Annotated in this window: 16 protein-coding genes and 1 pseudogene; 15 read left to right on the top strand and 2 right to left on the bottom strand. The window is 72.6% G+C overall.

The window, feature by feature from the left end:
• The first annotated feature begins 1 nt into the window (after position 1).
• The 7 genes from BIV25_RS07320 to BIV25_RS54225 are packed head-to-tail and all read left to right on the top strand — an operon-like array spanning position 2 to position 6,076.
• Complete coding sequence (locus tag BIV25_RS07320) at positions 2-1,783, top strand: nickel-dependent hydrogenase large subunit (RefSeq protein WP_071371322.1); 1,782 nt, start codon at positions 2-4, stop codon at positions 1,781-1,783.
• A 34-nt stretch (positions 1,784-1,817) separates the two neighbouring features.
• Positions 1,818-2,729: a NifU family protein gene (locus tag BIV25_RS07315; protein ID WP_071371321.1), complete on the top strand. Its 912-nt coding sequence runs from the start codon at positions 1,818-1,820 to the stop codon at positions 2,727-2,729.
• Complete coding sequence (locus BIV25_RS07310) at positions 2,726-3,355, top strand: DUF5947 family protein (RefSeq protein ID WP_071371320.1); 630 nt, start codon at positions 2,726-2,728, stop codon at positions 3,353-3,355. The genes BIV25_RS07315 and BIV25_RS07310 overlap by 4 nt, the downstream gene beginning before the upstream one ends.
• Complete coding sequence (locus BIV25_RS07305; RefSeq protein ID WP_071371319.1) at positions 3,352-3,999, top strand: DUF6084 family protein; 648 nt, start codon at positions 3,352-3,354, stop codon at positions 3,997-3,999. The genes BIV25_RS07310 and BIV25_RS07305 overlap by 4 nt, the downstream gene beginning before the upstream one ends.
• A complete protein-coding gene (locus BIV25_RS07300) occupies positions 3,996-5,399 on the top strand; it encodes a hypothetical protein (RefSeq protein WP_071371318.1) in 1,404 nt (467 codons plus the stop codon). The genes BIV25_RS07305 and BIV25_RS07300 overlap by 4 nt, the downstream gene beginning before the upstream one ends.
• Entirely contained in the window at positions 5,396-5,956 is a 561-nt protein-coding gene (locus tag BIV25_RS07295) for a hydrogenase maturation protease (RefSeq protein ID WP_071371317.1), read from the top strand. The genes BIV25_RS07300 and BIV25_RS07295 overlap by 4 nt, the downstream gene beginning before the upstream one ends.
• Before the next feature lie 3 nt (positions 5,957-5,959).
• Positions 5,960-6,076, top strand: a complete 117-nt coding sequence (locus BIV25_RS54225) for a hypothetical protein (RefSeq protein WP_371272998.1) — start codon at positions 5,960-5,962, stop codon at positions 6,074-6,076.
• Here BIV25_RS54225 and BIV25_RS07290 read toward each other — a convergent pair.
• Positions 6,052-6,471, bottom strand: a complete 420-nt coding sequence (locus BIV25_RS07290) for a helix-turn-helix transcriptional regulator (protein WP_071371316.1) — start codon at positions 6,469-6,471, stop codon at positions 6,052-6,054. The genes BIV25_RS54225 and BIV25_RS07290 overlap by 25 nt on opposite strands.
• Positions 6,472-6,566: 95 nt before the next feature.
• Here BIV25_RS07290 and BIV25_RS07285 point away from each other — a divergent pair, with 95 nt between their 5' ends.
• From BIV25_RS07285 to BIV25_RS07255, 7 genes are all read left to right on the top strand, one after another.
• The gene (locus tag BIV25_RS07285) at positions 6,567-6,965 is read left to right on the top strand and encodes a hydrogenase maturation nickel metallochaperone HypA (protein WP_071371315.1); all 399 of its coding nucleotides are present in this window, start codon (positions 6,567-6,569) and stop codon (positions 6,963-6,965) included.
• A gap of 3 nt (positions 6,966-6,968) precedes the next feature.
• Complete coding sequence (hypB, locus tag BIV25_RS07280) at positions 6,969-7,718, top strand: hydrogenase nickel incorporation protein HypB (RefSeq protein WP_071371314.1); 750 nt, start codon at positions 6,969-6,971, stop codon at positions 7,716-7,718.
• The gene (gene hypF, locus BIV25_RS07275) at positions 7,715-10,087 is read left to right on the top strand and encodes a carbamoyltransferase HypF (RefSeq protein WP_071371313.1); all 2,373 of its coding nucleotides are present in this window, start codon (positions 7,715-7,717) and stop codon (positions 10,085-10,087) included. The genes hypB and hypF overlap by 4 nt, the downstream gene beginning before the upstream one ends.
• Before the next feature lie 10 nt (positions 10,088-10,097).
• Positions 10,098-10,442 (top strand): HypC/HybG/HupF family hydrogenase formation chaperone, encoded by a 345-nt coding sequence (locus BIV25_RS07270; protein WP_071371312.1) that lies wholly within the window; start codon positions 10,098-10,100, stop codon positions 10,440-10,442.
• Positions 10,439-11,560 (top strand): hydrogenase formation protein HypD, encoded by a 1,122-nt coding sequence (gene hypD, locus BIV25_RS07265; RefSeq protein ID WP_071371311.1) that lies wholly within the window; start codon positions 10,439-10,441, stop codon positions 11,558-11,560. Before BIV25_RS07270 ends, hypD begins: the two co-directional genes overlap by 4 nt.
• 91 nt (positions 11,561-11,651) lie before the next feature.
• Complete coding sequence (gene hypE, locus BIV25_RS07260) at positions 11,652-12,641, top strand: hydrogenase expression/formation protein HypE (protein ID WP_177235184.1); 990 nt, start codon at positions 11,652-11,654, stop codon at positions 12,639-12,641.
• A 65-nt stretch (positions 12,642-12,706) separates the two neighbouring features.
• Positions 12,707-13,669, top strand: coding sequence for an alpha/beta fold hydrolase (locus BIV25_RS07255; protein WP_256255650.1), 963 nt, complete (start codon positions 12,707-12,709; stop codon positions 13,667-13,669).
• A 116-nt stretch (positions 13,670-13,785) separates the two neighbouring features.
• Here the strand turns inward: BIV25_RS07255 and BIV25_RS52440 are convergent.
• Positions 13,786-14,083: pseudogene (locus BIV25_RS52440) on the bottom strand (PadR family transcriptional regulator); the annotation flags it as partial.
• A 117-nt stretch (positions 14,084-14,200) separates the two neighbouring features.
• Here BIV25_RS52440 and BIV25_RS50825 point away from each other — a divergent pair.
• Entirely contained in the window at positions 14,201-14,344 is a 144-nt protein-coding gene (locus BIV25_RS50825; RefSeq protein ID WP_177235177.1) for a hypothetical protein, read from the top strand.
• Positions 14,345-14,349: the final 5 nt, after the last annotated feature.

Raw genomic sequence — 14,349 nt, 5'->3', positions numbered from 1 at the left:
CATGGCGACGGTGAAGGACAAGTCGGCCGGTGGCAGCCTGGTGGAGATGTCCTGGGACCCCATCACCCGCATCGTGGGCAGCCTGGGCATCCACACGAAGATCGACTTCAAGGCCAAGCGGGTCGCCGAGTGCTACAGCACGTCCTCGGTCTTCCGCGGCTACAGCGTCTTCATGCGCGGCAAGGACCCGCGGGACGCGCACTTCATCACCAGCCGCATCTGCGGCATCTGCGGTGACAACCACGCCACGTGCTCGGTCTACACGCAGAACATGGCGTACGGCGTCGTACCCCCGCACCTCGGCGAGTGGATCATCAACCTCGGCGAGGCCGCGGAGTACATGTTCGACCACAACATCTTCCAGGAGAACCTGGTCGGGGTCGACTACTGCGAGAAGATGGTCCGGGAGACCAATCCGGGCGTGCTGGAACTGGCCGAGCGCACCGAGGCGCCGCACGCCGCCGAGCACGGCTACCGCACCATCGCCGACATCATGCGCTCGCTGAACCCGCTGGAGGGCGAGTTCTACCGCGAGGCGCTCCAAGTCAGCCGCTACACACGGGAGATGTTCTGTCTGATGGAGGGCCGCCATGTGCATCCCTCCACGCTCTACCCGGGCGGCGTCGGCACCGTCGCCACGGTGCAGCTCTTCACGGACTACCTCACCCGGCTCACCCGCTACGTGGAGTTCATGAAGCGCGTCGTCCCGCTGCACGACGACCTCTTCGACTTCTTCTACGAAGCGCTGCCCGGGTACGAGGACGTCGGCCGACGGCGGGTCCTGCTGGGCTGCTGGGGCGCGCTGAACGATCCGGAGCACTGCGACTTCAGCTACGCCCGGATGTCCGACTGGGGCCGGCACATGTTCGTCACCCCCGGTGTCATCGTCGACGGCAAGCTGGTCACCAACGACCTCGTCGACATCAACCTCGGCATCCGCATCCTGCTGGGCTCCTCGTACTACGAGGACTGGGCCGGGATGGAGAAGTTCGTCGAGTACGACCCGCTCGGCCACGAGGTCGACGAGCGCCATCCCTGGAACCAGCACACCATCCCCGCCCCGCAGAAGCGCGACTTCGAGGACAAGTACAGCTGGGTGATGTCCCCGCGCTGGTTCGACGGCACGCACCACCTGGCCCTGGACACCGGCGGCGGCCCCATCGCCCGGCTGTGGTCCACGGCCCTGTCCGGGCTGGTCGACATCGGATATGTGAAGGCCACCGGAGACAGCGTCCAGATCCATCTGCCGCGCACCATGACCAAGCCGGAGACCACCCTGGAGTGGCACATCCCGAAGTGGAGCAACGCCATCGAACGCAACCGCGCGCGCACCTACTTCCAGGCGTACGCGGCCGCCGCCGCACTGCACTTCGCCGAGCAGGCGATGGCCGAGGTCCGGGCCGGGCACACCCAGACCTGGGAGAAGTTCGACGTGCCGGACGAGTCGATCGGCTGCGGCTTCACCGAGGCCGTCCGCGGGGTGCTGAGCCACCACATGGTCATCCGCGACGGCAAGATCGCCAACTACCACCCGTACCCGCCCACGCCGTGGAACGCCAGTGTCCGCGACACCTACGGCACCCCGGGGCCGTACGAGGACGCGGTGCAGAACACGCCGATCTTCGAGGAGAACCCGCCGGAGACCTTCAAGGGCATCGACATCATGCGCGCCGTGCGCAGCTTCGACCCCTGTCTGCCGTGCGGCGTGCACATGTACGTCGGCGGCGGACGGACCGTCGAGCACACGCACCTGCCCACCGGCCTGAGCGGGCTGTCCGCCTGATCCGGCCTGACCTGCGCGAGAGGAGGGTCCGTCGATGGCCGGACCGGACGTGGGCGGGCGGATCGCCGCCCTCCTCGACGAACTCGGACGCACGGCCGACCCCGAGGTCCGCGCCAGGGCCGATGAACTGGTACGCACACTGGTCGAGTTCTACGGCGAGGGGCTCACCCGTGTGGTGCGGCTGCTGCGCAACGCCCCGCCGGGCGCGGACCCGGTCGCCGTCCTCGTCGCCGACGAACTCGTCGCCGATCTGCTGATCCTGCACGACCTGCATCCGGACGACACCCTGACCCGGGTCGAGCGGGCCCTGAACAGGGTGCGTCCCTACCTCGGCTCGCACGCGGGCGACGTCGAGGTCGCCGGGCTCGACGTCGCGGCCGACGACGGGCCGGTCCTCCGGCTGCGGCTGCGGGGCAGCTGCGACGGCTGTCCGTCGTCGGCCCAGACCGTGCGCTGGACGATCGAGGAGGCCGTCGCCCGGCTCGCGCCCGAGATCGCCCGCATCGACGTGGAGAGCGCGGGCGCCACCGCCGACTCCGGGCCGGCCCTGCTGCAGATCCTGCCCCGTCCGCCCGACGACGCGCCCGTCCCGAGCCCCGCCGACGGTGCGGCGCCGGGTCCCGCGCACTGGCACACCGTCGTCGCCGACCGGCTCCCCCGCCGGGAGGAGACCCTGGTCACGACGCAGGTGGACGACGCCCGCCTGCTGCTCGTGCGGCTGCCGGGCGGGCTGTACGCCTACCGCGACCACTGTCCGGTGTGCGGTGCCCGGCTCGGTGGCGCCGTGCTCGCCGGGGACCTGCTGCGCTGCGCCGGCTGCGGCACCGACTACGACGTACGGCACGCGGGCGCCGGAGCCGACGGGCACCTCGACCCGCTCCCCCTGTTGCAGGAGGACGGCGCGGTGCGTGTCGCGCTGCCCGAGCATCCGGAGGCGGTGCCGTGACCACCGACGTCCTGCGGCAGTTCGCCCGCCGGCCCCCGCCGCCGGGCGAACGGTGCGAGCTGTGCGGGGAGCCGTTGCCCGCCGAGCACCGGCACCTGGTCGACACCCGGCTGCGCTCCCTCAAGTGCGTCTGCCCCTCCTGCCATCTGCTGCTGGACCGGCCCGGGGCGGGCGGCGGCCGGTTCCGGGCCGTGCCGGCCCGCTATCTGGCCGACCCCGCCTTCCAGTTGGACGAGCAGGACCGTGCCCGGCTCCAGATCCCCGTCGGACTCGCCTTCTTCTTCCGGAACTCCGCGCTGGACCGGCTGTGCGCCTTCTACCCCAGCCCGGCCGGCGCCACCGAGAGCGAGCTCGATCCGCGGACCTGGGACGAGGTCCTCGGCCGCAGCCGGCTGACCGCGCTGCTCGAACCCGACGTCGAGGCCCTGCTCGTCCAGCGGGCGGACGGTGCGGGGCCCGGCCTGTGCGCACTGGTCCCGGTGGACGTCTGCTACGAGCTGGTCGGCCGGATGCGCCTGCACTGGAAGGGGTTCGACGGCGGCTCCGAGGCGCGCGCCGACCTCGCGGCGTTCTTCGAGCGCGTCCGGGCTGCCGCCCGCCCCCTCGGCCCAGGGGACACGCCATGACCGACCTCGAATTCAGCTGCACCGGCGTACGGCCGGAGGCGTACGGCACGGGTCCCACGCTGCTGTTCGGGCTGCGGATCGAGGAGAGCGACCACCAGCCGGTGCACGCCGTCGCCCTGCGCTGCCAGATCCGTATCGAGCCCGCCCGGCGCACCTACGAACCGGAGGAGGTCGACATGCTCGCCGACCTGTTCGGCGAACCGGGACGCTGGAGCACCACGCTCAAACCCCTCCAGTTCGCGCACGCGTCCCTCAGCGTGCCGGCCTTCACCGGGGTGACCGAGGTCGACCTGCCCGTGCCGTGCACCTACGACACGGAGGTGGCCTCCGCGTCGTACTTCCGGGCGCTCACCAAGGGCGAGATACCGCTCCTGCTGCTGTATTCCGGCACCGTGTTCACCGGGCGCCAGGGCTTCCGCGCCGAGCCCATCCCCTGGCACAAGGAGTCCACGTTCCGGATGCCGGTGCAGGTCTGGCGGGACATGATCGAGGCCTACTTTCCGGGCACCGGCTGGATCCGCGTACGCAACGACTGCCTGGAGGAGTTGCGCCGCTACCGGTCCCGGCATGCCCTGCCGTCCTGGGAGCAGGTCTTCACCGAGCTCCTCACGGCCGCCGACGCGCACGGGAGGCGAGGGACATGACCGGTGCCCGGCACACCGAGGACACTCTGGCCCACGCGCGCGCGGTCGCCGACGCGGTGCTCTACGAGGGCTATGTGCTCTACCCGTACCGCGCGTCGGCGGCCAAGAACCGGCTGCGCTGGCAGTTCGGGGTCCTGCACCCGCCCGCCCTGACCGCGCCGGGTGAGACCTGCGAGCTGCGGACCGAGTGCCTGCTGGAGCCGCGCGGCGCGCCGAAGGTCGATGTCGAGCTGCGCTTCCTGCGGGTCCGGCGGCGCACCGTCGAGCGCCTCGCCGCAGACGGCACCGCCGTCGAGGTGTCCGAACTGGAGCTGCCGGACCGCATCGTCGTGCCGTGGGACGAAGGTGAGGAGGAGCGCATCCGCATCCACCTGCCCGTCCGTGTCCCGCCCCCGGACGGCGAGGACCTGGACGTGGCGTTCGACCTGCCCGCCGCCACGAGCCGGGAACCGGTGCCGGACGCGGCCGGCCGGACCGTGGGCCGGCTCGTGCGCCGTACCGCACGCGTCACCGGCACCATCGCCCCGGCCCTGGCGGAACTGCCCGGCCCCTACCGGGTCCTGCGGCTCACCCTCACGGTGCGCAACACCACGGCCGTTCCCCCCGCGGAGACCGGGCGCTCCGCCGCGCTCGCGCACGCGATGATCGGCACCCATCTGCTGCTCTCCGCGCCGGGCGGTCACTTCCTGTCGATGACCGACCCTCCGGAGTGGGCCCGCGCCGACGTCGCCGCGTGCCACAACGACCACACCTGGCCCGTCCTTGCGGGCGCGGACGACGCGGACGACGTCGTGCTCTCGGCGCCGATCATCCTGGCGGACCATCCCGCGCTCGCCGAGGAGAGCCCGGGGCCGCTCTACGACGGCACGGAGATCGACGAGATCCTCTCCCTGCGCACGGCGGCCCTCACCGACCGGGAGAAGCGCGAGGCGCGGGGGACCGATCCGCGCGCCGCCGAGGTCATCGACCTCGTCGAGAGCATGCCGCCGGCCGTACGCGACCGGCTGCACGGCGCGATCCGCGAACTGCGCGACAGCACGGCGGCGCCCGCATCCGGGCTGGAGCTGCCCAGCGGGACCGGGCACCCCTGGTGGGATCCGCGAGCGGACCCCGAGGCCGAGGAGGCGGTCACGGCGGTGGTCGTCGACGGCGTCCTCGTCGGCGCCGGAAGCGCCGTGGTGCTCGCGCCGGGCGCCCGCCGGACGGATGCCCAGGACGCCTTCCTGCGCGGGCGGCACGCCACCGTCGAGGCCGTGGTGACCGATCTGGACGGCGAGACGCACCTCGCGGTGGTCCTGGCCGACGACCCCGGGACCGACCTGCGCCGCGCCCAGGGCCGGTTCCTGTACTTCCGGCCCGACGAGGTCAGGCCACTCACCGGCACCGAGGAGGAGCCATGACCGGCGCACCCGCGCCGAGCGGCCCGCCCGTACTCGTGGCCGGCATCGGCAATGTGTTCCGGCGGGACGACGGGTTCGGGGTGGAGACCGTCCAGCACCTGGCCCGCCGCGGCCCCGGCGCCCTGCCGCCGGGGACGGAGCTGATGGACGTGGGCATCCGCGGACTGCACCTGGCCTACCGGCTGCTGGACGGCTGGGGCACGCTCGTCCTGGTGGACGCCGTGCACCGGGACGGCCCTCCCGGCACGCTCCACACGATCGACGCGGGCCGGCCGGCGGAGTACGCGGAGTACGACGACGGCACGGAGTCCGGCGGCGGTCCCGGCGAGCTGGACGGTCACGCGATGGATCCGGCCGCCGTACTGCGGCTGACACGGAACCTGCAGGCCGCCGTGGGCGGCACCCTGCCGGAGCGCCTCTACGTCGTCGGCTGCGTGCCCGGCGACGTCGGCGACGGTCTCGGACTCACCCCGCCGGTGGCGGCAGCGGTGGAACGCGCCGCCGGTCTCGTCGCGGATCTGGCGCGACGGGCGGCATTCACAGCGACGAGGAGTTGACTCATGAACGAACACCCGGGTCTGGCCTGGATGGGCCTCGCGGTCGGTCTGGTGCTCGCCTACGAGATGGTCCGGAACCTGACGGACGTCTCGCGCTATTTGCGCATGCGACGCATGTGAGCGGCGGACGCAGGGTCGGTGGGGGGTGCCGACGGCCGGTCGTCCCCGCAGCCGGTGGCATCCGTCAGCTGGACGTAACGCTCCAGGAAGACATGGAGGATGCCGTGCAGCTCCCCGAGGCGCACGAACCACAGCGCCAGTTCCATCGCGCCCTGATGGGTCAGCGCGTACACGCGCCGGGCCGGTCCGTGGTCCGAGGCGTCCCAGTGGGAGGTCACGGCGCCGCAGGTCTCCAGCCCCCGCAGCACCCGATAGACGTGTGCCGACTCCGCGTCCCGCCAGCCCATGTCGGCCAGCCTGCGCACCAGTTCGTAACCGTGTCCCCGGCGCTCGGCCAGCAACAGCAGCAGAACGGGCGTGAGCAGCGTGCGGCGTTCGGCCTCGTACGGGTTCATCGCTCTCTCAGCCTAGCCAATCCGCCTCCCGCGCACCGTCCGAGAGCCAGGGCACGGGAGAAGCACGAGGTCAGGAGGGACAGGAGGGAACGACCATGCACGAGCTGTCCATCGCCACGGCCGTCGTCGACGAGGTGCGGCCGCTGGCGGGCGCGGACGTCGTGCGGTCGGTGACGCTGCGGATCGGCGAGCTGGCCGCGGTCGTCCCGGAGGCGCTGGAGTTCGCCTTCGCGGTGGCTGCCGAGGGCACCGCGCTGGCGGGCGCCGAGCTGCGGATCGACACTGTTGAAGGACGAGCCCGCTGTGACGGCTGCGGCCGTGAGGGGCCCACCGGGATGCCCCCGGTGCTCTGGTGCGAGGCATGCGCCCGGCCGCTCGTCCTGCTCTCCGGCCGTGAGCTGGAGATCGTCCGGCTGGTCACGGACCCCGGTCCCGGACCGGCCCCCGCCGCCCCTGCCGCCTCGGACGAGGAGCGCTCCCCCACCCGGAGGTAGCCCATGTGCCGCTCGGTCGACCTGCACCGGGCCGTCCTCGCGAGGAACGACGAGAACGCCACCGCGCTCCGCCGCTATCTCGACCGGCACGGCACGATCGCCGTCAACCTGATGTCCAGCCCCGGCAGCGGCAAGACCGAGCTGCTGGAACTCCTGCTCACCCGTGCCCGCGCGCAGGGCACGCCGGTCGCGGCCGTCACCGCCGACCTCGCCACCGAGAACGACGCCCGGCGGCTGGCCCGCTCCCGCGCCCCCGTCCGGCAGATCCTCACCGACGGGCTGTGCCATCTGGAGGCGGGCATGCTCCAGGCCCGGCTGGAGCCCTGGCTGCCCGAGGGCACCCGGCTGCTGTTCGTCGAGAACGTCGGCAACCTCGTCTGCCCCGCCTCCTACGACCTCGGGGAGACCCTGCGGATCGTGCTGGTGTCGGTCACCGAAGGCGAGGACAAGCCGCTGAAGTATCCGGCCGCGTTCGGGCTCGCGCAGGCCGTCGTCGTCACCAAGAGCGACCTCGGCGACGCCGTCGGCTTCGACCGGGCCGGCTTGCTCGCCGGGCTCCGGCAGGTCAACCCGCACGTCCCCGTCTTCGAGACCTCGGCCCGCACCGGCGCCGGCGTCGACGACCTGCTCGCCCATGTCATGGCCTGCGCCGACGGCCGGGCCCCGCACACGCCGGTGCTCGCGCGGCAGCACGAGGACCTGCTGCACCGCCACGCTCCGAGCACGGCGACCGCACCGGGAACGGCGCCATGACCACGGCACGCGCGCGTCGGCACGTCACCGTGCGGGGCGTCGTCCAGGGCGTCGGCTTCCGTCCGTTCGTCCACTCGCTCGCGGCCGAGCACGGGCTCACCGGCTGGGTCGCCAACGACGCGCGCGGCGTGGACAGCGAGGTCGAAGGGCCGGTGGCCGCCGTCGAGGCGTTCTGCGAGGAGATCGGCACCCGCGCGCCGCCGCTCGCCGTGGTCGAGTCCGTCGAGCACCACGGCGTACCCCTCGGTCACGACACCGGCTTCACCATCCGCCCCTCCGGCAGCGGCCCGGGGCGCACCCTGGTCTCCCCGGACACCGCGACCTGCGACGCCTGTCTGTCCGAACTCGCCGACCCGGGCGACCGCCGCCACCGGCACCCGTTCATCACCTGCACCCACTGCGGCCCCCGTTTCACGATCATCACCGGGCTGCCGTACGACCGGGTCACCACCACCATGGCCGGCTTCCCGCTCTGCCCGGACTGCGCCCGCGAGTACGACGACCCCGCCGACCGGCGCTTCCACGCCCAGCCGATCGCCTGCCCGCGCTGCGGCCCCCGGCTCGCCCTGCTGCACGCGCCGGGCACCGCCCACGCCCTGCCCGGCGCGCTGGACGCACCCGGGGTCGCCCGGGACGCCGAGGCGCTCGCCGAGGCCCGCCGGATGCTGGCGGACGGGGCCGTCGTCGCCGTCAAGGGCATCGGCGGCTACCACCTGGCCTGCGACGCGTCGGACCGGCTGGCCGTGCGCACCCTGCGCAAGCGGAAGAACCGCGGCCCGAAGCCGTTCGCCGTCCTCGCCGACGGCATGGCGACGGTCGAGCGCATCGCCCACGTCGGCGACGCCGAACGCGCCCTGCTGCTCGGCCCGCGCAAGCCGATCGTCCTGCTGCGCCGCCGCGCACCGGCACCAGGTGACGTGACGGCGGACGTCGCCCCCGGCAGCCCCGACCTCGGGGTGATGCTGCCGTACTCACCGCTGCACCGGCTGCTCCTTGGCCTGCCCGGCGACCCGCCCGGCCCCCGTGTGCTCGTGCTGACCAGCGGCAACCGGGCCGGCGAGCCGATCGCCACCGACGACGCGGACGCACTGGGCCGGCTGGACGGCCTGGCGGACGCCTGGCTGCTGCACGACCGGCCCATCCATGTGCCCTGCGACGACTCCGTGGTCCGTATCTGTGACGGCGCGGAGCTCCCCGTGCGCCGCTCCCGGGGCTACGCCCCCTTCCCCGTCGCACTGCCCGCACCGGTCGTGCCGGCGCTCGCCGTCGGGGGCGACCTGAAGAACACCTTCTGCGTGGGCGACGACCGGTACGCGTGGCTGTCCGCGCACGTCGGCGACATGGACGACCTGGCCACCCTGACCGCGTTCGAGCGAGCCACGGCCCACCTGGCGGACCTGGCCTCCGTCGCCCCCCGGCTGCTGGTGGCCGACCTGCACCCCGGCTACCGGTCCGCCCAGTGGGCCGTGCGCGCCGGACATGAGCGCGGGCTGCCGGTCGCCCGCGTGCAGCACCACCACGCGCACATCGCCTCGGCCATGGCCGAGCACGGCCTCGACGGCTCCGCGCCGGTCATCGGGGTGGCCTTCGACGGTACCGGCTACGGCGACGACGGCACCGTGTGGGGCGGCGAGGTGCTGCTCGCCGACTACGACGGGTACCGGCGCCTCGCCCACCTGCGCTGCGTGCCGCTGCCCGGCGGCGACGCGGCCGTACGCAATCCGTACCGGATGGCCCTGTCCCACCTATGGACCGCGGGCCTGCCGTGGAGCCCGGGGCTGCCGAGCGTCCGCGTCACCACGCCCGGCGAACGAGCCTTGCTGGAGCGTCAGTTGGTGCGCGGCTTCAACTGCGTTCCCACCTCCAGCATGGGCCGTCTCTTCGACGCGGTGTCCTCGCTGACGGGTGTGTGCCACCGGGTCGCCTACGAGGCGCAGGCTGCCATGGAGCTGGAGTGCGCGGCGCTGACGGAGCCCGGCGACGGCACGCGCGACGGCCCGGCGTACCGGTTCGCGCTGCGGCCCGAATCCGACGCCCCCGGCGCCCCGTTGGTGGCCGACGCCGCACCGGTGCTGGCCGCCGTGGCCGTGGAGGTGCTCGCCGGGATCCCGGCGGGGCGGGTCGCCCGCCGGTTCCACGACGCCGTGGTCACGCTCGTCCTCGACGTGTGCCGCGCGGTCCGGCGGCGCACGGGAGCCGGCACGGTCGCCCTGTCCGGCGGGGTGTTCTGCAACACCCTGCTCACCTCGGGCTGCCGCGGCGTACTGGAACGGGACGGGTTCGCCGTCCTCGCACACCACAGGGTGCCCCCCAACGACGGCGGCCTGGCCCTGGGGCAGTTGATCGTCGCCGCCCGGACCGGAACGTGAGGAGCTCATCATGTGCCTGGCCGTTCCCGGCCGTGTGCTGGAGATCGAGGAACGGGACGCGACGCGCATGGCGAAGGTCGACTTCGGCGGCGTGATCAAGGACGTGTGCCTGGAGTACGTGCCCGAGATGCAGGTCGGCGACTACGCGATCGTGCACGTGGGGTTCGCGCTGCAACGACTGGACGAGGAGTCCGCGAAACAGACCCTGGAACTCTTCGAGAACCTCGGGGTCCTGGATGAGGAGTTCGGCGACGCCTGGGCGAAGGCGGCCCGCGACGCCGGTGCGGAGCGACCCGCGGGCACCACGCCCCCACCGGCGCCCGCGCAGGATGCCGACGAGGAGGGCCGGCCATGAAGTACCTCGACGAGTTCAACGACCCGGTGCTCGCCCGGCACCTCTTCGACGACATCAGGGCGCTCACCACGCGCCCCTGGTCGATGATGGAGGTGTGCGGCGGACAGACGCACTCGATCATCCGGCACGGCATCGACCAGTTGCTGCCGGACGAGATCGAGCTCATCCACGGCCCCGGCTGCCCCGTCTGTGTCACCCCGCTGGAGACCATCGACAAGGCGCTGGAGATCGCCTCCCGCCCCGAGGTGATCTTCTGCTCCTTCGGTGACATGCTGCGCGTGCCGGGCAGCGGACGGGACCTCTTCAAGGTGAAGAGCGAGGGCGGCGACGTCCGGGTCGTCTACTCCCCGCTGGACGCGCTGCGCCTCGCCCAGGACAACCCGGACCGCCAAGTGGTGTTCTTCGGGATCGGGTTCGAGACCACCGCTCCGCCCAACGCCATGACCGTGTACCAGGCGGAGAAGCTCGGCATCACCAACTTCAGCCTGCTCGTCTCGCATGTGCGGGTGCCGCCCGCGATCGACGCCATCATGAACTCCCCCGACTGCCGGGTGCAGGCGTTCCTCGCGGCCGGTCACGTCTGCACGGTGATGGGCACCGCCGAATACCCCGAACTCGCCGAACGCCACAAGGTCCCCATCGTGGTGACCGGCTTCGAACCGCTCGACATCCTGGAGGGGATCCGCCGCGCGGTACGGCAGTTGGAGACGGGCCGGCACGAGGTCGAGAACGCCTACCCGCGCGCCGTACGGCCCGAGGGCAGCCCGGCGGCGAAGGCCATGCTCGCCGACGTCTTCGAGGTGACCGACCGGCCCTGGCGCGGCATCGGCGTGATCCCGCAGAGCGGCTGGCGGCTGTCCTCCCGCTACCGGGACTACGACGCCGAACACCGCTTCTCGGTGTCCGGCATCGACACCCAGGAGTCCACGGTCTGCCGCAGCGGCGAGGTCCTCCAGGGGCTGATCAAGCCGCACGAGTGCGCCGCCTTCGGCAAACAGTGCACCCCGCGCAACCCGCTCGGCGCCACCATGGTCTCCAGCGAGGGCGCCTGCGCGGCCTACTACCTCTACCGCAGGCTCCAGCTGCCGACCACGGAGGAGGCGAGTTCCGTTGGCTGACGCACTCGACGCGACCGGTCCGGCGTACGCGCCGGCCGACTTCTCCGGCTGGACCTGTCCCGCTCCGCTGCGCGACCACGACCGCATCGTCATGGGCCACGGGGGTGGCGGAACCCTGTCGGCCGAGCTGGTGGAGCACCTCTTCGTGCCCGCCTTCGGCAACGACGTGCTGTCCGAACTGGGCGACTCCGCACGGCTGCCCGCCTGCGGCGAACGGCTCGCCTTCTCCACCGACTCCTTCGTGGTGCGGCCGTTGTTCTTCCCCGGCGGGAGCATCGGTGACCTGGCGGTCAACGGCACGGTCAACGACCTCGCCATGGCCGGGGCCCGGCCGCTCTTCCTGTCCTGCGGGTTCATCCTGGAGGAGGGCGTCGAACTGGCCGTGGTGGCACGGGTGGCCGAGGCGTTCGGCGCGGCGGCGCGCGCGGCCGGGGTGACCGTGGCCACGGGTGACACCAAGGTGGTCGAAGCCGGCCACGGGGACGGCGTGTTCATCAACACCGCCGGTATCGGCCGCATCCCCGACGGCGTCGACATCCACCCGCGCCGGGCCCGGCCGGGCGACGTGATCCTGGTCAGCGGTGCCATCGGGGTGCACGGGGTGGCCATCATGAGCGTCCGCGAGGGCCTGGAGTTCGGGGTGGAGATCGAGAGCGACACCGCTCCGCTGGGCGACCTGGTCGCGAACCTGCTCGCCGCCTGCCCGGACATCCATGTGCTGCGCGACCCCACCCGCGGCGGCCTCGCCACGACCCTCAACGAGATCGCCGCCGCGTCGGGCGTCGGGGTGGCCCTGGAGGAGGACGCGCTCCCCGTGCCGGACACGGTCGCCAACGCCTGCGCCCTGCTCGGCCTCGATCCCCTGTACGTCGCCAACGAGGGCAAGCTGGTCGCCTTCGTGCCCCCGGACCGGGCGGACGCCTGCCTGGCAGCGCTCCGGGCCCACCCTCTGGGCAAGGAGGCGGTGGCCGTCGGCCGCTGCGTGCCCGACCACCCGGGCATGGTCGTCTCGGCCACGGGCCTGGGCGGCACCCGCGTGGTGGACATGCCCCTGGGGGAACAGCTGCCCCGCATCTGCTGAGGGTTCGGGTGACCTCCGTGTCCGGGGGCGGTGACCGAAGATCACGACGAGCGTAGGCTCGTGCCATGGTTGAGCACCGCATGATCGACGTGAACGGCATCCGCCTCCACATCGCCGAGCAAGGCAGCGGCCCCCTGGTGGTGCTGCTGCACGGCTTCCCGGAGTCATGGCACTCCTGGCACCACCAGTTCGGCCCCCTGGCCGACGCCGGCTACCGCGTGGTCGCCCCCGACCAGCGTGGTTACGGACGCAGCGACCACCCCGACGAGGTCGACGCCTACACCATCCTCCACCTGGTCGGCGACGTCGTCGGGCTGATCCAGGCGCTGGGCGAGGACAAGGCGTTCGTCGTCGGGCACGACTGGGGCGCCCCCGTCGCCTGGCACACCGCGCTGCTGCGTCCCGACATGGTCCGCGGCGTTGCCGGTCTGAGCGTGCCGCCGCCCTTCCGGGGCGCGCAGCCGCCGCTGGCCGCCATGGAGAAGCGGTTCGACGGCCGCTTCTACTGGAACTACTTCAACCGGCCCGGGGTCGCCGACGCCGAGTTCGCCCGGGACGTGCGCACCACGCTGCGCAAGTTCTTCTACTCCGCCTCCGGCTCCGCCCGGTCCGACGGCAAGGTCACGCAGCCGCTGATCGAGCACGGCCACGGCTGGCTGGAGAAGCTGCCCGACCCGGAGGTACTGCCGGACTGGTTCACCGAGGAGGACCTCGACGCGCTCACGGAGAGCTTCTCCGGGGGCTTCACCGGGGCCCTCAACTGGTACCGCAACCTGGACCGCAACTGGGAGCTCACCGCCGCCTGGCAGAACGCCACGGTCACCCCGCCGGCGCTGTACATGTACGGCGACCGCGACCTCGTCCCGGCCTTCCCCGGCACGCCCGAACTCATCGCGAAGCTTCCCCACCTCATGCCCAACCTGTGGCGTGACCCGATCGAGCTCGCCGGCTGCGGGCACTGGACACAGCAGGAACGCCCGAACGAGGTCAACACCGCCCTCCTCGAATTCCTCAAGGCCCACTCCTGATCGCCCCGGGCCCCGGCGACGGCCACGCCGGGGCCCGCGAGGCGACGACTCACGGCCTGCCCCGGCCGTGACAGGCGTGCGGGAGTTCCCGTACGGGCCGCCCTGCTGAGCAGTGGTCAGGTGCCGTGCTCCAGTTCCGCGATCGTCCGCTCCAGCCATGCCGTCTCGGCCTCGGACGTGGCGCGCGCGATCAGCAGGACGCCCCGGCGGAAGGGGTCGTCGACCTCGGCCGCCGAAGGGGCTTGTCGCCCCGGTAGAAGAAGCTGCTGGGTTCGCCGAGGAACGCCCGCCGGCGGCGCCGGATCTCGGCCTGCCGCCGCCGGTCGGGCTCAGTACGTGGCGCGGGGCGGCGGCAGCGCCGGGCTGTGCCTCGCGCCGCAGCAGACCCGCCTTCTCCATGCGTCTGATCGCCGGTTACAGCGTCCCATGGCTGATTCCGAGCGGCTGAATCCACCGGCCCGGCGGCGTGGCTGGGCCGGTGGAGCGGCCGGTTCGGAGCAGGGTGGTCGCAGCCGCCGTCGAGGAGGAATCGTGAAGCGTCGTGTCGTCGCCGTCCTGGCCGTTGTCGCCGCCGCACTGATGCTGTACGCGGTACCGGCCGCGGCGCGGGACGGTCATGGCCAGAGCGAGAGCGACGACTGGAACGTCCCGCTCACCAACATCGGCCTGTTGTAGTACGG

It is taken from the genome of Streptomyces sp. MUSC 14, assembly GCF_001866675.1.
Taxonomy (GTDB): Bacteria; Actinomycetota; Actinomycetes; order Streptomycetales; family Streptomycetaceae; genus Streptomyces.
The sequence above is the reverse complement of the archived record's forward strand: the minus strand, read 5'-3'. Positions and strand labels throughout refer to the sequence as shown.